Below are 20,115 nucleotides of genomic sequence, written 5' to 3'. Positions count from 1 at the left end.
AGGATGGGGTATCCCCAACCCCCTCCTGGAGTACTTGTGACTGAGCTGTTTTCCGACAAATTCCGCGCCCTGGTGCCCCAGTACTTCGAGGACGAGTGGGCCGAGGAAGACGGCCTGTCCGACGACGAGCTGGCCGAGATGCTCGAGGGCAAGGACTTCGACCTGCCCCTGGCGCTGCGCGACTTCTACCGTGCTGTGGGTGCCACCGAGGACATCATGGAGGCGTTCCACTTCTTCTGGGACCCCGACGAGCTCGAGATCGAGGACGGCTTCCTCCTGTTCCTCGAGGACGAGGACGAGCAGTACACCTGGGGCATGCGGGCGGACCAGCTGGACGTCCCCGATCCGATCGTCTGGCGGCGCAACAACGTCCGCGGCGAATGGCAGAGCGAGGAGGGTACCTTCAGCGAATACGTGCTCGATCTGTTCGAGTGGGTCTTCGAGGAGGACGACCAGGACTGATGCAGTTCGCCCACCACGCGCCGGAAGGGTACCGGTGCCCGTTCTGCGACCTCGCGCGGTCGGACTTCGGCAATGCCAGGAACCTGTGCCGCCCGGGTGATGTCATCTACGCCGACGACCTCGCCCTCGCCTTCATCGCCTCGCACGGCTTCGACCCGAACCCCGGCCACGTCCTGGTCACCCCGCGGGCGCACGTCGAACTGCTGTACGAACTGCCGGACGACGCCGCGGCCCGCATCATGACCCTGACACGCGACGTCGCGATCGCCATCAAGCTCGCCTGGAAGCCCGACGGCATCTCCACCCGGCAGCACAACGAGCCCGCCGGCAGCCAGCACGTGTGGCACTACCACCAGCACGTCCTGCCCCGCTGGCACGACGACGGCTTCTACTTCACGCCGAAGCGGCCGATCGTGGACCCGGAGATCAGGGCACGGAAAGCGGACGAGCTGAGGGCGTTCCTCCCCCGCTAGCCCCGCCGGTGGACATCACGTGCGTGTCGCGTGTGGACACGCCGGGAGCGACGACGGCCGGAACCCCCGGAGCACGACGACGAGTCGGCGAAGCCCGGAACGACGGGGACTAGACGTCCCGGCTGACCACGGCCTGCGCGAAGCTCGCCAGCGCCTGCTTGACGACGCTGTCCGGCAGCGGCGCGAGCGCCGCTACGGCCTCGTCGGCCCACTGCTGCGCCACGGCCCACGCCTCCTGCGTCTGCGGGTGCTCGCGCACGGCCGTGACGGCGGCGGCGAGGGCCTCGTCGGAGGACAGGTCACCGTCGACGAGCGCGACGACGTCGGCAGCCGAGCGGTCGCCCGCAGCAGCCGCACGGCGCAGCAGGATGACCGGCAGGGTGGGGACACCCTCGCGGAGGTCGGTGCCGGGGGCCTTGCCCGACTTCACTTTGAGGCCGGTCACGTCGATGACGTCGTCCGCCAGCTGGAACGCGACACCGACCTTCTCGCCATAGGCGACCATGACGTCGATGACCTCCCGCGGGGTGTCCGCGAAGAGGGCGCCGAGCTGCCCGGAGGCCGCCACGAGGGAGCCGGTCTTGTCGGCGATGACCGAGAGGTAGTGCTCGAGGGCGTCCTGGCCGTCGCGCGGCCCCACGGTCTCGTGGAGCTGGCCGAGGCAGAGTCGTTCGAAGGTGCGGGCCTGGATGCCGAGGGCCTCGCCGCCGAGCTCGGAGACGAGGATCGACGCGCGCGCGAAGATCAGGTCCCCGGTGAGGATGGCCACCGAGTTACCCCACACCTCGTGCGCGGTCGGGGCGCCACGGCGGTAGGGCGCGGAGTCCATGACGTCGTCGTGGTAGAGCGTGGCGAGGTGCGTCAGTTCGACGACGACGGCGGCCTGGACCACCTTGGCCCGCGTCGGGTTGCCGAGGTGCGAGGCGAGGATGGTCAGCAGCGGCCGGATGCGCTTGCCGCCGGCCTCGACGAGGTGGCGGCTCGTCGCGTCGGCGAGCGGGTCCGAGTTGGCGATGGCGTTGCGGAGCTGCTTCTCCACCTCGGCGAGGCAGGAGGAGACGGAGGGTCCGAGTTCCGGGTCCTCGGCGATGAGGGCGAACCCGGGAGGCAGGCGCAGGGCGTCGCCGGGGGTGTCTGCTGTGTCCAGCGCGCTGTTCAGGCCCGCGCTGGTCCACCCGGAGTCGAAGGATTGTGTCACGGTCTAAGACTAACGAAGTGGGGCGGCGCTTTGCGCACGCAGGTGACCGGCGAGGGACGGCTGGTTGGAGGTAGGCGGAACCAGTGACTCGAGCACGTGGATGACGCGGTCCTCGAACCCGCGGCCCCCGGTATCCGTGAGGTTGGCGAGCATGCGCACCACGAACCGCATGAGGATCGGCACGGGCATGCCGGTGCGCAGGGCCAGGGAGAGGATGGCGGGCTTGCCGATCAGCTGCGCGAAGACGCGGCCGAGCGTGAAGTGGCTGCCCCACTGTGCACGGACGTAGGGGGCGTAGCCCGACATCACCTGGTCGCGGCCGAGGGGGGACGCCACGCCCTGCGCCCGTTCGATGAACTCGGCGGCGTAGCGGGCGGACTCCATCGCGTAGGAGATGCCCTCGCCGTTGAACGGCGACACCATGCCGCCGGCGTCACCGAGGAGCAGAAGCCCCGGGCTGTAGTGCGGCGTCCGGTTGAAGCCCATGGGCAGCGCCGCACCGCGGATCTCGCCGACCATGTTCGACGGCGTGAAACCCCACTCGGGCGGCATGCCCGCAGTCCAGTCCCGCAGCACCTGCTTGTAGTCCAGCTTGCCGAACTCGGCGGAGGAGTTCAGGATGCCGAGGCCCACGTTGGAGGTCCCGTCGCCGACGCCGAACACCCAGCCGTACCCGGGCAGGGGCTTCCCGGTGGCGTCCGGAAGTTCCAGCCAGCCTTCCATCCAGTCGTCGTCGGTGCGGGGGCTGGTGAAGTAGGTACGGACGGCGACACCGAGCGGGCGGTCGTCGCGCTTCTGCATCCCGAGGCTGACGGCGGTCCGGGTCGAGTTGCCGTCGGCGGCGAGGACGACGTCGGCCGTGAAGGTGCGGGTCTCGCCCGTCTTGCGGCCCTCGGCGTCGAGCAGGTTCACGGTGACGCCGGTGACGCGTCCGGCGTCGTCGCGGACGGCCGAGGACACGGAGTGGCCCTCGAGGATCGTGGCGCCGGCGGCGCGGGCGTGCCGGGCGAGGGCCTCGTCGAAGCCGAGGCGCGTGCGGACCAGGCCGTAGTCGGGGAAGTCGCTGAGCTCGGGCCAGGGCACCTCGACGGTGCGCTTGCCGGCGATCAGGCGGAGGCCGCGGTTGCGGCGCCAGCCCTCGCTCTCGTCGTGCGGCAGGCCGAGCAACTGCAGTTCCCGCGTGGCGCGGGGCGTCAGGCCGTCACCGCAGACCTTCTCCCGGGGAAAGAACGTCTTCTCGAGGACCGTCACCTCGATCCCGGCGCTCGCGAGGTAGTAGGCGGCGGTGGAGCCGGCGGGGCCCGCCCCGACGATGAGGACCGACATCTAGTCGACCGCCGTCGTCCGTCGGCGCAGCCGTACCTGGCCCGGCAGGAGGGGCTCCTCGCCGGGTGCCGCGGGCGCCTTCGTGGCGCGGTGGACGGCGACGATGCCGCCATTGAGGTTCCGGTACTGGACGCCGCCCCAGCCGCTGTCGCCGATCCAGGCGGCGAGCTGGTCCTGGTTCGGCCAGGCCCTGATGGACTCCGCGAGGTACACGTAGGCGTCGGGATTGGAGCTGACCTTGCGGGCGATCGCGGGCAGCGCGCGCATGAGGTACTCGGTGTAGGTGGTGCGCCAGAGCGCGACGGTGGGCTGGGAGAACTCCGCGATGACGAGGCGTCCGCCGGGCCGCGTGACGCGCAGCATCTCGGCGAGCGCCTTCTTCGGCTCGTCGACGTTGCGCAGGCCGAAGGAGATGGTGCTCGCGTCGAAGGAGTTGTCCGCGAAGGGGAGGTCGGTGGCGTCCCCTGCCACGAAGGCGATGTCCGGCCGGCGTCGCTTGCCCACCTTGAGCATGCCGAGCGAGAAATCGCAGGCGACGACGTCGACGCCCGCGTCCGCGTACGGCTCGCTGGAGGTGCCGGTGCCTGCCGCGAGGTCCAGCACGCGCTGTCCCGGCTCCGCGCCGACGGCATCGACCACGATGCGCCGCCACCGGCGGGTCTGCCCCATCGACAGGACGTCGTTGACGACGTCGTATTTGGGCGCCACGTCGTCGAACATGGCTGCTACTTCGTCAGGCCGCTTCTCCAGCGATGCGCGATTCACTCGCCCATTGTCTCAAAGAAACACCGGTCGACCGACCGACGTGCCCAACCTCACGGGAGCGCACGGCGTCGGCCGGACGCTGCGGAGTACGCTTGAGGCATCATGAGCACTCCGTCCCTCACTGCGCTGCCCCCTGCGCCCGGGCAGTCCCGCGGGCTCCGCAGCATCACCGTGGCACGGGCGGACATGGACCCGCAGACCGGGCTCCTCGACTACGTGGTCCGCAACGACGCCCACACGTGGATCCGCCGTGGGTCCGGGCTCGTGGCCTACGGCGAGACCGCCCGGTTCACCGTCACCGGCCCCGACCGCTTCACGCAGGCCCAGGAATGGTGGCGCCGCGAACTCGCCGCCGCGGACGTGCTGGACGACCTCGGCGTCCCCGGCAGCGGCCTCATCGCCTTCGGCTCGTTCGCGTTCTCCAAGACCTCCGCGCACGAGTCACGCCTGATCGTCCCCGAGGTCGTCGTGGGCTGCAGCGACGGGCAGACCTGGCTGACCCTCATCACCGACGACGCCGAGGCCGAGCTGAGCGCGGAGGCGGCCGAGGCGGCCCTCGCGGCCTTCCTCGTGGAGCCCGACGCCGGTCGCTCCCCCAGCCCGGGCGACCGCCTCGGCCCGGGTGTCCTCAGCGAGGACCAGTACCAGCGCGCGGTCGCCGAGGGCGTGAAGCACGTGCAGGCCGGCGAGCTGAGCAAGCTCGTCCTGGCGCGGGACGTCGTCGCGCACCTCGGGACGCCCGTGGCGACGGCGCAGGTGCTGCGCGAACTCGCGGTGCGGTACGAGGACTGCTGGACGTACGCCGTGGACGGCCTGATCGGGTCGACGCCGGAGATGCTCATCAAGGTGGAGAACAACACGGCCCGCGCCCGCGTGCTCGCCGGGACCCTCGACCGGGCCAATGCCCCGACCGGCGACCCCGACTACGCGGACCGCGTCCTCGCAGGGTCCGAGAAGCAGCTCCACGAGCACCAGATCGCCATCGACTCGCTCACCGAGACCCTCCAGCCGTTCACGAGTTCCATGACCTCCCACAGTGAGCCCTTCGTGCTGCAGCTGCCGAACGTGTGGCACCTCGCATCCGACGTCACGGCGCAGCTCGCGGCGGACGGCGACGGCCGGGTGCCGACGTCGCTGGCCCTCGTCCAGGCGCTCCACCCCACCGCCGCGGTCTGTGGCACCCCGACGACGGTCGCCGGAGCGCTCATCCGCGAGCTCGAGCACCTGCAGCGCGGGCCCTACGCCGGGCCGGTCGGCTGGATCGACGCCGGGGGCAACGGCGAGTGGGGCATCGCCCTCCGCGGTGGCGTCGTCGAGACGCCCACTCGTGTGCGGCTCTATGCCGGGTGCGGGATCGTCGAGGGTTCGCAGCCCGAGGCGGAGCTCGCGGAGACCTGGAGCAAGTTCCGGCCGATGCTCGAGGCCCTGGGCCTGTCCCGGTAACCGACTCCTCCGACCTGTCGGGGTGACCGGTAGGCAATTCCTGTCGCCTGTGATGCACCTCTCCCTGACGTTAGAATCAGCAGGACCGTCCCTGTTCCACCCGCCAAGTGAGGTACCCATGCTTTCCAAGAAATCAGCACTGCTGGCCGCAATGGCCGCCGGCGCGCTCGCGTTGAGCGCGTGCGGCGGAGGCTCCGACGACGCCGCCTCCGAGGAGGCGAGCGGCCTGAACCTCGTCTCCGAGGGCACGCTCACCGTGTGCTCCGACATCCCCTACCCGCCCTTCGAATACGAGGAGAACGGCGAGTACACCGGCTTCGACATGGATCTCATGAAGGAGATCTCGTCCGGGATGGGCCTCGAGCTCTCCGTGCAGGACGTCGGCTTCGACGGCCTCCAGAGCGGCGCCGTGCTCGGTGCCCGCCAGTGCGACATCGGCGCCAGCGCCGTGACGATCACCGAGGAACGCAAGGCGAACCTGACGTTCTCGGACCCGTACTACGACTCGCTGCAGTCCATCCTGGTGCCGACCGACTCGGACATCGCCTCGATCGACGATCTCGCCGGCAAGCAGGTCGGCGTCCAGCAGGGCACCACCGGCGCGACCTACGCCGCGGAGAACGCGCCCGAGGCCGAACTGGTCCAGTTCCCGTCGGACGCCGAGATGTTCGCCGCCATCCAGGCCGGGAACGTCGACGCGCTCCTGCAGGATCTCCCCGTGAACATCGGCCACACCGAGGAGGGCGCGTTCACGATCGCCGAGGAACTGCCGACCGACGAGCAGTACGGCTTCATCATGGCGAAGACCGGCAGCGAGGAACTCGTCGCCGCCGTCAACGAACAGCTCAGCACGCTGCGGGACAACGGCACGTACCAGGAAATCTACGACTCCTACTTCGCGGAGTAGTCCAGCCCTGCCCGTGCGGCCCCGGATGTCCGTCGACTCCGGGGCCGCGCGGGTGCCACCTCCCGAAGGAAGGTAGATCCCCGCGTGAAACGTTCAACCCGCAGACGCCTCACCCAAGGCGTCCTCTACGCGGTCTTCGTCGCCGTCGTCGTCCTCGTGCTCCTTGCCGCCGACTGGGCGACGATCCGTGCGTACTTCTTCAACCTCGACGTCGCCATGGGAGTGTTCCCCGAGATCGTCACGGTCGCGGCGAAGAACACGGTCGTCTACACGGCCATCGCCTTCGTCGGAGGCCTGCTGCTCGGCCTCCTGCTGGCGCTCATGAAGCTCTCCCCCGTGCTGCCGTACCGCTGGTTCGCGACCGCCTGGATAGAACTGTTCCGCGGACTCCCCGCGCTGCTGGTCATTTTCGGGTTCGCCTACGCCATCCCGATCGCGTTCCAATGGCAGGCGCCCGGTGGAAATGCCGGCGCGGGTCTGATCGCCCTGATCATCGTCTCGTCCGCCTATATCGCGGAGACCATCCGGGCCGGCATCGAGGCCGTGCCCAAGGGCCAGGTCGAGGCAGCGCGCTCCCTCGGCATGAACGGGGCGTGGACCATGATCACGGTGACCCTCCCCCAGGCCTTCCGCATCATCACGCCCCCGCTGACGAACGAACTGGTCATCCTCATCAAGGACACCTCCCTGCTGTTCATCGCGGGCATGGCGATCGGTGACCGCGAACTGACCACGTTCTCCCGGGATGCCCTGACCAGCCAGGCCAATGCGACACCACTCGTGGTCGCCGCATTGCTGTACCTGGTGATCACGCTGCCGCTGACCCAGCTCGTGGCGAGGCTCGAACGACACAACAAGAGAGGCCGGTGATCCCGGTGGCACACCCAGCATCGGCTGCTGCGCGTCCGACGGCTTCACCCGCCATCGAGGTCCGCGAGCTCTGCAAGAACTTCGGCGCCAACGAAGTGCTCAAGGGCATCGACTTCCACGTGGACCACGGCGAGGTGGTGTGCGTGATCGGGCCCTCCGGCTCCGGCAAGTCCACCCTGCTGCGCTGCGTCAACCGGCTCGAGGAACCCACCAGCGGCACGATCATGGTGGAGGGCGTTGACATCACGGACAGCGAGACGGACCTCGACGGCGTGCGCACGCGCATCGGCATGGTCTTCCAGCAGTTCAACCTCTTCCCGCACCTGAGCGTCCTGAAGAACCTGACGCTCGCGCAGCAGCGGGCCAAGAAGCGCAAGAAGGCCGAAGCGGTCGAAGTGGCCCACCGGAACCTCGCCAAGGTCGGTCTTGCGGAGAAGGCCGACGCCTTCCCCGCACAGCTCTCCGGCGGCCAGCAGCAGCGCGTGGCCATCGCCCGCGCCCTGTCGATGGACCCGGACATGATGCTGTTCGACGAGCCCACCAGCGCCCTCGACCCCGAGCTCGTCGGTGACGTCCTCGAGGTCATGAAGCAGCTGGCCAAGGAGGGCATGACGATGATGGTGGTCACGCACGAGATGGGCTTCGCCCGCGAGGTCGGCGACCGCGTGGTCTTCATGGACGGCGGCGTCGTCGTGGAGCAGGGCAAGCCCGAGGACGTGCTCGGCAACCCGCAGCACGAGCGGACGAAGCTCTTCCTCTCGAAGGTGCTCTAGCCCGGAGCCACCGCGGACGCCACCGCCCGGCGGACGCGCGCGTGGAGGTCCCGGAGCGTCGAGCGCTCGGCGCGGACCTCGAGGATGGAGCGGCCCCTGATGGGCCGCTCCATCGCCGTATCCAGCTCGTCCAAGGTCGTCGCCCGGTCGTGGCGCAGCCCGTAGGCGGCGGCGAGCGCGGCGACGTTCACTGTGTGGGGCGTCCCGAACAGTCGTTCGACAGCGGGCCCGTAGCGCGCCGTCGTGCTCTCCGCCCCGTGCTCGAGCAGACCGAAGATCCCGCCCCCGCCGTCGTTGAGGACCACGATCTGCAGGTCCGGCTGCGGTTCGCCGCTGCCCAGCAGCAGGCCGCCGACGTCGTGCAGGAACGTGAGGTCCCCCAGGAGCGCGCGGGTGGGGATGCCCGCCGCGAGAGCCACGCCCGTCGCCATCGAGATGGTGCCGTCGATCCCCGCGAGCCCGCGGTTGGCGAAGACCTCCAGCGGATGCCAGTCCGTCGCGGCCACCAGATCCACGTCCCTGATCGGGTTGGACGAGCCGAGCACCAGGTTGCCGTCCGTATGCTCCCAGACGGCGTCGGCCACGTGCAGGCCGGTGAGGTGCGGCTCGTCGGCCAGCAGGGACTGGATGCCCGCCTCCGCCGCTGCACCCCCCTCCCGCCAGGACCGAAGCCACCCCTCCGCGCCGTGCCCCGCGAACGCGAGCAGCTCCGGCAGGGTGTCGATGATGCGTTCGGGGCGCCGGCCCGGCTCGAACCACGCGACGGGCTCGGGCAGGTACAGCGCGTGCTCGACGTCGTGCCGGGCCAGCAGTGCGGTGACCGGGCGGGACAGCGTGGGGCGCCCGAAGGTCACCACCCGGGTGATGGCGGAGCCGAGGTGCTCCAGGAGCAGCCGGTACGGGGCGATGGCGCTGCTGCCGAATCGTGCGTTCGAGGACGGCTCCGCGAAGAGGGGGAGGTCCAGGTGCGCGGCGAACACGGCGGCGAGCTCCCCCGCGCCGTGACCGGCGACGACGACGGCCCGGCTGGTCGAGCCCAGGTCCGATGTGCCGGCGCTGCGGTGCCCCGCGGCGGCCGACACGCCCCCGGCTCGGACCGCCTCGCCGGCAGTGGGGTCCGGCGCCTCCGGGGGTCGGATCGCCGGGTCCGCCGATATCGCCGTCGTCCTTCCCCCGTGCACCGGCGCATCGGCGGCGTCCGGCCGTGTGCCGTCGGGTACCAGCGGGTCGCGGAAGGCGAGATTCAGGTGCACGGGACCGGCAGGTCGCGAGGCCACGCCGTGCGCGGGGTGGCCTCGCGCCGCACGCAGGGCGTCCCCGATCGGGCCGGTCGGATCCTCCCCCGCACCGAGATCCACGCCCGCGCGCACGTGCACGCCGAACAGGCCCGGCTGCACCGTGGTCTGGTTGGCCCCGGTGCCGCGCAGCTCGGCAGGCCGATCGGCGGAGACGACCACCAGCGGTACCGCGGCGTGGTTCGCCTCCATGACCGCGGGCAGCAGCTCTCCCACAGCCGTGCCCGACGTCGTCACCACCACCGCCGGGCGCTGGGCGCCGAGCGCGAGCCCCAGGGCGGTGAAGGCGCCGGACCGCTCGTCGATCCGCACGTGCAGCCGGACGAGGCCGGCGTCCTCCGCCTCGGACAGCGCGTAGGCGAGGGGGGCGCTGCGGGACCCGGGCGCGACGACGACGTCCCGCACGCCGCCGGCTACGAGGGCCCGGACGGCGCGCGCGGCCGAGGTCGCGGAGTCGAGGGGTGTCGCTGCTGGTCCGGTCTCTGTGTCGCCCACGTGTGTCACCGTTCCATCCTTCCACCCCGACGCTGACGCGACCCCACCCGGAGGTGGGGCCGCGTCAGCGTCGGGGTGTCAGTGCCTACTTGGCGTCACGGCCGCCCCGGGTCTCGTTCGGGTTGCCCTTGGGGCGCGGCTTGCCGGGCTGCCGTCCGCGCCCACGGCCCGAGTGGTCCTCGTCGCGGCGACCCTCGGACGCCTTGTAGACCTGGACGACCGACGGGCGCGGCAGCGCGGCGTCGCCCTTGCGGGGGCTGCCGCCCAGGGGCACGTAGTCGGGGAAGAGCGACGCCTGCGCCTCCCAGCTGCCGTCTTCGCCGGGGTGCTGCACCGCGACGAACACGGTGCCGTCCTGGTCGTGGATGATGGGGCCGCACGTCTCGGCGTCCCGGGGGACGGCGAGGAACTGCTGCACCCGGCCGCGCTCCGTGCCTTCGAGTCCCACCTTGAACAGGCCATCTGCGAAGCCGATGGCGCTCGGCTGACCGTCCGTCGAGATCCACAGGTTGCCCGCCGAATCGAAGGCCACGTTGTCGGGGCAGGAGATCGGGGAGACCTTCTCGGTCGGGTAGCCGGCGAAGTAGGTGGTGGGGTTCCGGGCCGGATCACCGCAGACCAGCAGCAGGTTCCACGTGAAGCGCGTGCCGGTGGCGTTGCCGCCGGCCTCCGTGAGCTCGACGACGTGCCCGTCGCGATTCGCGGTGCGGGGGTTCGCCTCGTCCGCGACGGCTCTGGTACCGACGCCGCGGTTCGTGTTGTTGGTGCACGCCACGTACACCTTGCCGGTCCGCGGGTTGGGCTCGACGTCCTCGCACCGGTCCATCTTCGTCGGACCCATCTTGTCCGCGGCGATCCGCGTGAAGACGGACACCTCGGCGGCGGTCATGCCCGCGACCACGGACCGGTTGTCGATGAGCAGCGGCAGCCACTCGCCCACGCCGTCGAACGCGCCGTCGGACGGGAGCGCGCCGGTTCCGTTGATCTCGGCCACGGAGTTGCCCTGGAAGCGGGCGACGTACAGTGAGCCCTCGCTCAGCAGGGTCATGTTGGCCTTGCGCGCAGCAGGGCTGGTGCCCGGCTGGACCTTCTTCGTGGACACGAACTTGTACAGGTAGTCGAAGCGCTCGTCGTCGCCCATGTAGGCCACGACGCGCCCGTCGGCGGCGACGGTCACGTTCGCACCCTCGTGCTTGAAACGTCCCAGCGCGGAGTGCTTCCTCGGCGTCGACGTGGGGTCGAACGGGTCGACCTCCACGATGTAGCCGAAGCGGTGCTTCTCGTTCTCGTAGCCTGCGGTGCGGGTGTCCCAGCGTGGCTCGTCGACCTCCCACCCGCGCGCCGTCGGCTTGCTGGTGATGCCGTAACGGCGGTCGCCGTCGCTGGTGCCGGCAGCCACGAAGTAGCCGTTGAAGTTCTCCTCGCCGGAGAGGATGGTGCCCCATGGCGTGGTGCCACCGGCGCAGTTGCCGAGGGTGCCGAGGATGGTGCGGCCGGCCGGGTCGTCCTTGGTCTTCAGCAGGTCCGACCCGGCGGCCGGGCCGGTCACCTCGTAGGGGGTGGTGGTCAGGTAGCGGCGGTTGAGCGGGGCGCCCTGGACGTAGGACCACGGCTTGTTCCTGTTCTTGCGCTCGAGTTCGACGACGGACAACCCGTGGGCCGCCTTGCCGATACCACGGACCTCCGCCGCGGGCGTCGTCGGGGGCACCATGATGTTCTCGTTCGTGTACTCGTGGTTGGCGAACAGCACCGCACGGCGGCCCTTGCTCCCTGCGATCTCGAGGACGTCGGTGTAGTCGCAGTTGTATCCGAACTGCAGCGCCTGCGCGGCGGCGGTCTGGTTGTTCGCGTCGAAGTCCGGTGAGGTGCGGAAGAGCGGATCGCCCCACCGGATGACGGGCTTCCAGCCGTAGCCCTGCGGCACGGTCATGTCGTCGACCAGCGCGTCCACGGGCGCGATGGCGTTGAAGGCCAGCGCGTTCGCCCTGGCGCCGCCGGGGGCGGCCTGCGCCGAACCCGCGCCGGTCTGGCCCGCGACGAGGAGCGTCAGCGCGCCTGCCGCTCCGGCGCCGAGGGCGCTGCGGCGTGAGAACTCACGCGAGACGATGTCGCGGAAGTAGTTGTTGCCCGAGGTGTTGCAGACCGCGTCGGCACAGGCATTGTCACACTTCAGGGCGCACGTGACGGCGCTGCGCTTTCCCTTGGTGTGGCCGAGCATGGGCAGCAGGCGGCGCGCGGTGTCAGTCATGGGGGTACCTCTCGACAGGATGGACAGTGTTCCACCTCACCCTGCCGAGGGCAGCTGAACAGCCGCGGTGCCCGCCGGTGAACCGCCGGTGAACGGGACCGGAACACGCATCAGCGCTGCCGGCCCGCGGCGAGCACCCCGTGGCAGCGCCCCAGCCGGTCCAGCCACCAGCGCCGCCGTCCATCATCGGCCGCGTGGCGCTCCAGCAGGTCCTCCGAGACCTCGACGTCGCGCACAGGAAGGTACCCGCGCTCGGGGACGAGGGAGGCCTCGGCGACGTCGCCGGCCATGAGCGAGACGGTCGCGAGTCCGCACGCGTACGGCAGTGAAGGGAGCGCGGCGGCGAGGGCCACACCGGCGCGGATGCCCACCGACGTATCGAGGGCGGAACTGACGACGGCGGGCAGCCCGGCACGGCCGATGACGTCCAGCGCCCGCCGGACGCCGCCGAGCGGTGGCGCCTTGATGACGAGGAGGTCGGCGGCGTCCTCGCGGGCCACCCGCACCGGGTCGTCCTGGCGGCGTACGCTCTCGTCGGCGGCCACGAGGACCGGCTCGCCCCGCCGGCGCAGTTCGAGCCGGACGGCTCGGAGGCCAGGGATGTCCGCCACGGGCTGCTCGACGTACTGCAGCTCGAACCGGGCGAGCGCGTCGAGGGCCCGGAGGGCCTCCTCGACCGTCCAGCCCCCGTTGGCATCGACCTTGATGCCGGCGTCGGGAAGGAGGCGCCGCACCTCGGCGACCCGCGCGACGTCCTCCGCCAGCGACTGGCCCCGCTCGGCCACCTTCACCTTGACCGCGTGGATGTCACCGAAGCGGGACAGCACGCCCTCGACGTCGGCGGCCCCGACGGCCGGGACCGTCGCGTTCACCGGGACCGTGGACCGAACCGGCGCAGGGAAGCCGTCCCAGGCCGCTTCGAGGGCGCCCGCGAGCCAGGGCGCGGATTCCGCGTCGTCGTACTCCAGGAACGGGCAGAACTCGCCCCAACCGGAGGGCCCCCGGACCAGCAGGGCCTCACGGACGAGGACTCCACGGAACTTCACGCGCATGGGCACGGAGACGATCCTCGCCGAGGCAGACACCTCCTCGAGGGTCGGGAGGGTGAGGGCGTCCGGCTGGGGATGGTCCGAGGTTCGCACGCCCTCAGGCTACGGGAGCCACGACCACAGCGAAGGTCACGGAACGGTGGGGAGGCACGCAGGATCGTGTGGAACGATGGACGGGATGACGTCCCAGCGAACCCCGACCGGATCGGCCCGGGCAGCACGCTCCCCGCTGCTGTTCGTGCTGGCTGCAGTCTTCTGCGCCTCGGCGCTCGGCTGGACCTATTGGGCGTTCGTGCGAACCACCAGAGGGCAGTTCGCGGACGAGTCGGCCTGGCGCGAGGCCGATATCGCCGCGCCTGATACCCAGCTCCCGTTCCTGCGCTTCCTCGACACCCTGCCGCTCGTCTCGGTGGTCGTCGCGGCCGCCGCGATCCTGTTCGTGGCCGTGGTCCGTCGCCGGGTCGCAGCCGCAGTCATCGCTGTCGGCGTCATCTTCGCCGCGAACCTGACCACGCAACTGCTCAAGAACTTCGTGTTCGACCGCCCGGACCGCGGCGTCGAGACCCTCGCCTTCAATTCATTACCCTCAGGGCATACAACGCTCGCGGCCTCGGCCGCGGCTGCGGTGTTCATCATCGTGACGCCGCGCTGGCGGCCGTTCGCCGCTGCCGCCGGCGGGGCCTACTCCGTCCTCGCCGGCGCGGCCACGTTCATCAACCTCTGGCATCGCCCGGCGGACGTCGTCGCTGCGTTGCTCGCCGTCGGCACGTGGACGCTCATCGGCGGCCTCATCATCATGCGGACCGGCGACCACTGGAACAACTGGCGTGGCTACAACGCGCACTGGGCGTCCTGGCGCGGCTGGCTGGCAGCGTGCTGGGTGTTCGGGATCGGCGCCCTGGCACTCTCCCTGCTGCTCTATCTCTCCGTCCTGGCCATCGGGCCGGCTCCCGAGCCCGGCACGGCGAACATCCCGCTGTTCTTCTGGTGGGGCCTGACCTGGATCATCGGCGTCGGCTTCACCCTCGCGGCCGCCGCCGGGTGGCTCTTCTCCGCGCAGGCCCGCGTCGCCGCTGCCCCGCGCAGCTAGCACCTCCGCCGTCGCCGCGCACGTCGCGCGCCGTGCCTCCCCCGGACGTTGCCCTGCTGCGGGCAGGGTGTAACGCTGACCGGACCAGCGACGAGGGAGACTATCGATGAGAGCCATGGTGTACCGCGGCCCCTACAAGATCCGGGTCGAGGAGAAGCCGATGCCGACGATCGAGCACCCGAACGACGCCGTCATCCGGGTGACCACGGCCGCGATCTGCGGGTCCGACCTGCACCTGTATCACGGGCTCATGCCGGACACCCGTGTGGGCACGACGTTCGGCCACGAGTTCATCGGAGTCGTCGAGGAGGTCGGGTCCTCGGTCCGGAACCTGAAGCGCGGGGACCGCGTGATGGTGCCCTTCAACGTGTACTGCGGGTCCTGTTACTTCTGTGCCCGGGGCCTCTATTCGAACTGTCACAATGTGAACCCGAACGCGACGGCCGTGGGCGGCATCTACGGCTACTCCCATACGTGCGGCGGATACGACGGCGGCCAGGCCGAGTTCGTGCGGGTGCCCTTCGCCGACGTCGGACCGACGGTCATTCCCGACTGGATGGACAGCGAGGACGCGGTCCTGCTCACCGATGCCCTGTCCACCGGCTATTTCGGTGCGCAGCTCGGCGACATCGTCGAAGGCGACACCGTGGTGGTCTTCGGCGCCGGCCCCGTGGGACTGTTCGCGGCCAAGTCGGCGTGGCTGATGGGGGCCGGGCGGGTCATCGTCATCGATCACCTGGAATACCGCCTCGAGAAGGCCCGGGTCTTCGCGCAGGCCGAGACCTTCAACTTCGCGGAGTACGACGACATCATCGTGGAGATGAAGAAGACCACCGACTACCTCGGGGCAGATGTCGTGATCGATGCGGTCGGGGCGGAAGCGGACGGCAGCTTCCTCCAGCAGGTGACCGGGACCAAGCTGAAGCTGCAGGGCGGCTCCCCCGTGGCCCTCAACTGGGCCATCGACTCCGTACGCAAGGGAGGCACTGTGTCCGTCGTCGGGGCATACGGACCGATCTTCAGCGCCGTGAAGTTCGGGGACGCGCTCAACAAGGGCCTCACACTGCGTATGAACCAGACACCGGTGAAGCGCCAGTGGCCGCGCCTGTTCGACCACATCCGCAACGGTTACCTGAAGCCCAGCGACATCGTCACCCACCGGATCCCCCTGGAGCACATCGCCGAGGGATACCACATGTTCTCGGCGAAACTCGACGGGTGCATCAAGCCGCTCATCATCGCGGACCCCAGCTAGGAGGCCACCATGACATCACCTACTCCGCCCACCCCCTACGTCGCGAACAAGCCGAAGGACGTCCCGAGCCCCGAGGCGCTCCGGGCGAGGATCCCGGGCTGGGGCGTGGATCTCGACCCCAAGGATCGGCCCTCCTACCCGCGCGAGGTGTTCGATCCGGCCGGCACGGGAGCCCACTGGGACTACCCCGAGGAGCAGCAGGATCGTGAGGGGCGGGAGCGGTCGATCGAGCACGGGCAGTTGACGCCCGTCTTCGGGACGAGCGCGCCGCTGCACGGTGTGTCGGGAAGCATCCGCCGATACGCCTACCGCTACGGCGAGGGACGTGCCGCACACTGGCTCATCCTTCTGGCCGGCGACCGTGTGGACGCCTGGGGAGCGCACCTGGGATCCTTCGCGTCGTTGCGGCCCGACAATCCGATCACCGAGACGGGTGTCCTCGCGGAGGGGCGCCGCCACGGTATCGCCTCGCGTGTGGGCAAGCGGCGGGCGGACGTGAATCATCTCTGGCTGGATCCGGTCGTCGTCGCAGGACCGTGGATGGCGGCCGCGGCGGGGGCGATCGTGGTGGTGCGGGCGGTCGTCCGCAGGGCCCGCTGACGCCGGGGGGCGTCGAGGTCCGTGTGTCGAACTCGGAGCACTGCGCGCTCCCGATACCGTCATCCAGCCCGGTCACGGGCGGCCTCGACTGGGCATGACCGCACATGCCCACCCGACGCTCCCACTCGCTGGGCGGAACAGTCCCCGAGCCGGATGCTGTGCACCGATGCTCCCGCTCACTGGACGGAACGGTCCCCTGACGACGCAGGAGAGTCCGTCAGCCCCGCGACGGCGCCGGTTCGGCCGATCCCGGCGCTGCCCGCGGGATCCAGTACCAGAGCACCCCTGCCCCGAGGAAGCCGAGGACCGCGGTCGCCCAGATACCGGCGGACAGGGTGGCGAGTGCGGTCACGAGGGCGAGCAACCCGGGACCGGTCATGGTCCCGACGTCCGTGAGCAGGCGCCAGATGCCGAGGAACTGCGGACGGCCGGGCGACGGCGAGAAGTCCGCCCCGAGCGTCATGACGATCCCCGAACCGATGCCGTTACCGAACCCGATGAGCAGCGCTACCAGGAGCAGGCCCGTCGCGTCGCCGGTGAGGGGCAGGAGCGTGAGGGCGATGCCCATGATGAGCATGCACGGGACCGCGATCCAGCGGCGGCCCCGGACGTCCATGATCTTGCCGGACGGGTAGAAGATCAGCATGTCGATCGCGCCCGACAGTCCGTAGATCAGGGCCGTGGCGGAGGCGTCCAGGCCGATGTTCTCGGCCCACAGCGGCAGGACGGCCTGCCGTGTGGCCCGCACCGCCGCGATCAGCAGGACCCCGATCCCGACGGTGAGGAAGATCCGGGCGTGGCTGCGCACCATGGAGCGCACCGTGGGCGGAGCTGTGAGCGCGGCCTCGACCGGGGTCCGGGCCGTCGTGGCGATCCGCCCCGGTGCGTCGAGCTCGGGGACCTGCCAGCTCAGGGCCGCCGCGGCGAGGCTCGCCATCCCGCCCACCCAGTAGGCGCCGTCGAGCCCGACGGCGCTCATGGCCAGGGCGGCCGCGAACGGCCCGGCGAAGACCCCGATACGGGTGACACCCCCGAGCGTGGACAGGGCCCGGGCGCGGAAGTGGGCGGGGACGGCCTCGGTGAGGTAGCTCTGGCGCGCGAGCCCGAACACGGCGCCTGCCATGCCCACCATGAAGACGGCGGCGGCGAAGACGGGCAGGGTGGGGGCCGCGAGCGCGAGGAACATGGCCGCCGCGCACCAGAGCGCCGCTCCCACCAGCGCCTTCCGTTCACCGAAGCGCGTGGCGATGAGCGTGGCCGGGACGTTCGTGACGAGTGAGCCGATGCCCGAGAGCGTGATGACCAGTGCCGCCGTCGCCACGTCCGCGCCGAGGTCGCGGGCGGTCAGCGCGATGACCGGCAGGATGGCTCCGGTGGCGACCCCGTACAGCAGCGACGGGCCGTACGCGCCGACGGCGATCGCACGGAGGTCGAAGGTTTCCCGGGGCACCCGTCCAGCCTAGTCCGCGGACCCAGGGACGTAGGCCCGCGTTACTCCCCGACGGTGTCGGAGGTGCCGGCCCCGCCGACCGGCCCGAGCTCCTCGAAGAGGGTCAGCTGGAGCCCCGCCGGACCGTCCAGCCGCGCGTTGAGCGAGCGCCACGGCGTCTCGACCGGATCAGCGATGACCCGTGCGCCACCGTTCCGGGCCCGCTCGGTCGCGGCCACGGCATCGTCCACCTCGAGGGCCACACGGATCCGCGGGCTGGGCCGACCGCCCGCTTCGACGGCGTCGATGAGGCGCTTCTGGGCGGGATTGGCGAGCTCGAGGGTCGCCCTGCCGGCGTCGAGGATCGTCACCAGGGCACCGTCGCCGCCCTGGAACGCCGCCTCCTCGGGCAGGCCGAGGACGTCGCGGTAGAACACGACGGCGGCGTCGTAGTCCTCGGTCTCGACGACGAGCCGCAGCTGACGGACGGGCGACGCAGGTGGCACGGGCGATTCGGAACCGGTCGGATCATTCATGGCTGCAGCCTAGGCGAGCAGCAGCCCGGCGGACAGGCCCAGGGCAGCCGCCGCGAGCGCGGCCAGCGCGGTGCCCGCTCCCGAGAGCAGGGCGGCACCGACGCGTCCTGCCTGGAGCAGGCGCACCGTCTCGCTGCTCGCCGTACTGAAGGTGGTGTAGGCCCCGAGGAAACCGACGCCGCAGACCAGTATCCACTCCGGGGGGAGCACGCTGGCCATGCCCAGCGCGGTGAGCAGACCGAGCAGGAAGGAGCCGCTGATGTTGACGGTCATGGTCCCTATGGGGACCACGCCCGGGAGCGGCGCGCGGATGACGCCGTCGAGCACGAAGCGCGCTACCGCGCCCAGCCCGCCCGCAGCGCCCAGCGCGAGGACCAGTGCGAGGTTCACGCCCGTCCTCCCCGGACGCCCTGCGACCGTCGGTGGACCAGGTGTCCCGCCGCGATCCCGAGGGCCGTCGCCCCGAGCCCGACGACGACGGTCAGCGCGAGGTAGCCCAGGCCCTCGGCAACCCTCCCGCCACCCACGAGCACCGCGGAGTCGACGGCGAGTGCGCTGTAGGTGGTGAAGCCACCGAGGAAACCGGTCCCGAGGAGGAGCCGCAGCGCCCGGCGCCGGCCGGCGTCGGGGCCCCTGCGCGCCAGTGCTTCGAGGAGCAGACCGAGGGCGAAGGCCCCGGAGAGGTTGATCAGGAAGATCCCGAACGGCAGGCCCGACGGGGTCGGCAGGAGTTCGGACAGCCCGAAACGCGCGAGGGTCCCGCCCATGCCGCCCAGGAACACCAGGCCGAGATACCCGGGCCGCCAGTGCGGCGGCGTCTCCCTCGGTGAGGGACGGCGCCGTCCCTGCGGATCAGGCAATGTGCCGGGGAAGGACGTTCAGGGTTCGGGGCCGCGGAACCGGCACCGGGCCGGTGGTGGTCGGGGTGTCCTGGAGCGGGCTCATCCGCCTAGGTTGGCACGCTTGGTGATGCTGCGCCAACCGCCGTTGCGGTTGTCCGCGATGACGGCGCGGAAGATCTCTCGCAGGGCGTCCTCGTCCACGGGACGGTCCTCGTAGACGGCGATCGTCCGCCCGGTCGCGTTCCCGTGGCCACCGGTGATGATGCCGTGCGGATCGGGGGCCAGGCCGCCGTCGTAGAGGAAGACGTTGACGTGGTCCTTGGTGGCGAGAAGAGCGCACACGTTGCCGCGGAGCACGAAGTAGGGCTGACGGGTGCGCTTGATCGTCTCCTCGACCTCTGGATCGGCATCGTGCACCACGCGCCGCACGATGCTGCAGATCTCCTGCTGCCAGGCGGGCAGCCCCGCGATGTAGTCGTCGATGCGGGTGTCGGAGGTTCCGGCCATGGGGACAGTGTGGCAGCGGGAGGAAACGGTCGGAAGGGCCTTCAGGCGAGAGGTGGGGACACCACCCGGAGTTCGTGCAGCGGCGGGGTGAACCGGTCGTCGTCCTTACTGGTACCGTCCAGCGCCCACCCTCGCCGCCCGTAGCGCCGAGGGCCTGGGCGATCGGGACAGCGGAGGCGGCGGCCCACGCCTGCGGGCTGCACGACGTGAAGCCTCGGGCAGGGCCGCTCCCTCGATCAACGCGTCGGCGGGTGCCGTGGGGGAACAGCCGGACCAAAGCCCCTGCCGCTCCTCCCGGCCACGGCCGATTATGGGCGTGACGGTGGCGCGGGGAACGACTGCCGCCGTCCCGGGAGGAACCATGACGCCGGCACCGGCTGTGCCCGTACGACGGCGATCGGCCATGATCGTTCTCACCGTCGCGCTGGCACTCGCCGTGGTGATCGCCGTCGTGATCGCGAGCAACACCGGCGGGCCGCCGGCGAACCCGCCCGGTCGGTCCGGATGTCCCCCGCCCCGACGGCGCCCTCCTCCGGCGCAGGGTCGGAGCCT

The 20,115-nt window shown here is 70.8% G+C and carries 20 protein-coding genes; 9 read left to right on the top strand and 11 right to left on the bottom strand.

Going from position 1 to position 20,115, the window contains the following annotated elements; translation table 11 throughout:
* The first annotated feature begins 36 nt into the window (after nt 1-36).
* Entirely contained in the window at nt 37-462 is a 426-nt protein-coding gene (locus ACX80F_RS10960; protein WP_459336420.1) for a hypothetical protein, read from the top strand.
* Nucleotides 462-935 carry an HIT family protein gene (locus ACX80F_RS10955; RefSeq protein ID WP_459336419.1) on the top strand — a complete coding sequence of 158 codons (474 nt, stop codon included), beginning with the start codon at nt 462-464 and terminating at the stop codon, nt 933-935. Before ACX80F_RS10960 ends, ACX80F_RS10955 begins: the two co-directional genes overlap by 1 nt.
* A gap of 109 nt (nt 936-1,044) precedes the next feature.
* Here the strand turns inward: ACX80F_RS10955 and ACX80F_RS10950 are convergent, their stop codons facing one another.
* Genes ACX80F_RS10950 through ACX80F_RS10940 form a run of 3 tightly spaced genes read right to left on the bottom strand, consistent with a single transcriptional unit; the run spans nt 1,045 to nt 4,224 of the window.
* Nucleotides 1,045-2,133, bottom strand: coding sequence for a polyprenyl synthetase family protein (locus ACX80F_RS10950; RefSeq protein ID WP_459336418.1), 1,089 nt, complete (start codon nt 2,131-2,133; stop codon nt 1,045-1,047).
* A gap of 9 nt (nt 2,134-2,142) precedes the next feature.
* Entirely contained in the window at nt 2,143-3,459 is a 1,317-nt protein-coding gene (locus ACX80F_RS10945; RefSeq protein WP_459336417.1) for a geranylgeranyl reductase family protein, read from the bottom strand.
* Nucleotides 3,460-4,224 (bottom strand): demethylmenaquinone methyltransferase, encoded by a 765-nt coding sequence (locus tag ACX80F_RS10940; protein ID WP_459336416.1) that lies wholly within the window; start codon nt 4,222-4,224, stop codon nt 3,460-3,462.
* Nucleotides 4,225-4,326: 102 nt separating this feature from the next.
* Here ACX80F_RS10940 and ACX80F_RS10935 point away from each other — a divergent pair, with 102 nt between their 5' ends.
* The 4 genes from ACX80F_RS10935 to ACX80F_RS10920 all read left to right on the top strand — a co-directional run bounded on the left by ACX80F_RS10935 (nt 4,327) and on the right by ACX80F_RS10920 (nt 8,217).
* Nucleotides 4,327-5,667 (top strand): isochorismate synthase, encoded by a 1,341-nt coding sequence (locus ACX80F_RS10935; RefSeq protein WP_459336415.1) that lies wholly within the window; start codon nt 4,327-4,329, stop codon nt 5,665-5,667.
* A gap of 118 nt (nt 5,668-5,785) precedes the next feature.
* Nucleotides 5,786-6,574, top strand: a complete 789-nt coding sequence (locus tag ACX80F_RS10930; protein ID WP_459336414.1) for a basic amino acid ABC transporter substrate-binding protein — start codon at nt 5,786-5,788, stop codon at nt 6,572-6,574.
* Nucleotides 6,575-6,658: 84 nt separating this feature from the next.
* Nucleotides 6,659-7,444 carry an amino acid ABC transporter permease gene (locus tag ACX80F_RS10925; protein WP_459336413.1) on the top strand — a complete coding sequence of 262 codons (786 nt, stop codon included), beginning with the start codon at nt 6,659-6,661 and terminating at the stop codon, nt 7,442-7,444.
* Nucleotides 7,445-7,449: 5 nt separating this feature from the next.
* Nucleotides 7,450-8,217: an amino acid ABC transporter ATP-binding protein gene (locus tag ACX80F_RS10920; protein WP_459336412.1), complete on the top strand. Its 768-nt coding sequence runs from the start codon at nt 7,450-7,452 to the stop codon at nt 8,215-8,217.
* Here the strand turns inward: ACX80F_RS10920 and menD are convergent.
* From menD to ACX80F_RS10905, 3 genes are all read right to left on the bottom strand, one after another.
* Entirely contained in the window at nt 8,214-10,016 is a 1,803-nt protein-coding gene (gene menD / locus ACX80F_RS10915; protein ID WP_459336411.1) for a 2-succinyl-5-enolpyruvyl-6-hydroxy-3-cyclohexene-1-carboxylic-acid synthase, read from the bottom strand. The genes ACX80F_RS10920 and menD overlap by 4 nt on opposite strands.
* 76 nt (nt 10,017-10,092) lie before the next feature.
* Nucleotides 10,093-12,255: a PhoX family protein gene (locus ACX80F_RS10910; protein WP_459336410.1), complete on the bottom strand. Its 2,163-nt coding sequence runs from the start codon at nt 12,253-12,255 to the stop codon at nt 10,093-10,095.
* A gap of 110 nt (nt 12,256-12,365) precedes the next feature.
* Nucleotides 12,366-13,307 carry an o-succinylbenzoate synthase gene (locus ACX80F_RS10905; RefSeq protein WP_459336486.1) on the bottom strand — a complete coding sequence of 314 codons (942 nt, stop codon included), beginning with the start codon at nt 13,305-13,307 and terminating at the stop codon, nt 12,366-12,368.
* A gap of 175 nt (nt 13,308-13,482) precedes the next feature.
* Between ACX80F_RS10905 and ACX80F_RS10900 the strand changes: the two genes are divergently transcribed.
* The 3 genes from ACX80F_RS10900 (at nt 13,483) to ACX80F_RS10890 (ending at nt 16,249) form a co-directional block, all read left to right on the top strand.
* Nucleotides 13,483-14,394, top strand: coding sequence for a phosphatase PAP2 family protein (locus ACX80F_RS10900; protein WP_459336409.1), 912 nt, complete (start codon nt 13,483-13,485; stop codon nt 14,392-14,394).
* A 106-nt stretch (nt 14,395-14,500) separates the two neighbouring features.
* Nucleotides 14,501-15,649, top strand: coding sequence for a zinc-dependent alcohol dehydrogenase (locus ACX80F_RS10895; protein WP_459336408.1), 1,149 nt, complete (start codon nt 14,501-14,503; stop codon nt 15,647-15,649).
* Between the two features lie 9 nt (nt 15,650-15,658).
* The gene (locus tag ACX80F_RS10890; protein ID WP_459336407.1) at nt 15,659-16,249 is read left to right on the top strand and encodes a hypothetical protein; all 591 of its coding nucleotides are present in this window, start codon (nt 15,659-15,661) and stop codon (nt 16,247-16,249) included.
* Nucleotides 16,250-16,466: 217 nt separating this feature from the next.
* Here the strand turns inward: ACX80F_RS10890 and ACX80F_RS10885 are convergent, their stop codons facing one another.
* The 5 genes from ACX80F_RS10885 to ACX80F_RS10865 all read right to left on the bottom strand — a co-directional run bounded on the left by ACX80F_RS10885 (nt 16,467) and on the right by ACX80F_RS10865 (nt 19,563).
* On the bottom strand, nt 16,467-17,699 hold the full coding sequence (locus ACX80F_RS10885) for an MFS transporter (RefSeq protein WP_459336406.1): 1,233 nt from the start codon (nt 17,697-17,699) through the stop codon (nt 16,467-16,469).
* 41 nt (nt 17,700-17,740) lie between these two features.
* On the bottom strand, nt 17,741-18,214 hold the full coding sequence (locus tag ACX80F_RS10880) for a VOC family protein (RefSeq protein ID WP_459336405.1): 474 nt from the start codon (nt 18,212-18,214) through the stop codon (nt 17,741-17,743).
* Nucleotides 18,215-18,223: 9 nt separating this feature from the next.
* On the bottom strand, nt 18,224-18,604 hold the full coding sequence (gene crcB, locus ACX80F_RS10875; protein WP_459336404.1) for a fluoride efflux transporter CrcB: 381 nt from the start codon (nt 18,602-18,604) through the stop codon (nt 18,224-18,226).
* Nucleotides 18,601-19,074 carry a fluoride efflux transporter FluC gene (locus ACX80F_RS10870; RefSeq protein WP_459336403.1) on the bottom strand — a complete coding sequence of 158 codons (474 nt, stop codon included), beginning with the start codon at nt 19,072-19,074 and terminating at the stop codon, nt 18,601-18,603. The genes crcB and ACX80F_RS10870 overlap by 4 nt, the downstream gene beginning before the upstream one ends.
* 81 nt (nt 19,075-19,155) lie before the next feature.
* A complete protein-coding gene (locus ACX80F_RS10865) occupies nt 19,156-19,563 on the bottom strand; it encodes a DUF1801 domain-containing protein (protein ID WP_459336402.1) in 408 nt (135 codons plus the stop codon).
* Nucleotides 19,564-20,115 lie beyond the last annotated feature (552 nt).

The sequence above is a fragment of the Arthrobacter sp. TMS2-4 genome (genome assembly GCF_054511075.1).
The sequence above is the reverse complement of the archived record's forward strand: the minus strand, read 5'-3'. Positions and strand labels throughout refer to the sequence as shown.

Coding starts and splice junctions, on each gene's coding strand:
- ACX80F_RS10955 (WP_459336419.1), top strand. CDS start 462: ATGCAGTTCGCCCACCACGCGCCGGAAGGGTACCGGTGCCCGTTCTGC.
- ACX80F_RS10945 (WP_459336417.1), bottom strand. CDS start 3,459: ATGTCGGTCCTCATCGTCGGGGCGGGCCCCGCCGGCTCCACCGCCGCC.
- ACX80F_RS10935 (WP_459336415.1), top strand. CDS start 4,327: ATGAGCACTCCGTCCCTCACTGCGCTGCCCCCTGCGCCCGGGCAGTCC.
- ACX80F_RS10930 (WP_459336414.1), top strand. CDS start 5,786: ATGCTTTCCAAGAAATCAGCACTGCTGGCCGCAATGGCCGCCGGCGCG.
- ACX80F_RS10910 (WP_459336410.1), bottom strand. CDS start 12,255: ATGACTGACACCGCGCGCCGCCTGCTGCCCATGCTCGGCCACACCAAG.
- ACX80F_RS10905 (WP_459336486.1), bottom strand. CDS start 13,307: ATGCGCGTGAAGTTCCGTGGAGTCCTCGTCCGTGAGGCCCTGCTGGTC.
- ACX80F_RS10900 (WP_459336409.1), top strand. CDS start 13,483: ATGACGTCCCAGCGAACCCCGACCGGATCGGCCCGGGCAGCACGCTCC.
- ACX80F_RS10895 (WP_459336408.1), top strand. CDS start 14,501: ATGAGAGCCATGGTGTACCGCGGCCCCTACAAGATCCGGGTCGAGGAG.
- ACX80F_RS10890 (WP_459336407.1), top strand. CDS start 15,659: ATGACATCACCTACTCCGCCCACCCCCTACGTCGCGAACAAGCCGAAG.
- ACX80F_RS10880 (WP_459336405.1), bottom strand. CDS start 18,214: ATGAATGATCCGACCGGTTCCGAATCGCCCGTGCCACCTGCGTCGCCC.
- ACX80F_RS10865 (WP_459336402.1), bottom strand. CDS start 19,563: ATGGCCGGAACCTCCGACACCCGCATCGACGACTACATCGCGGGGCTG.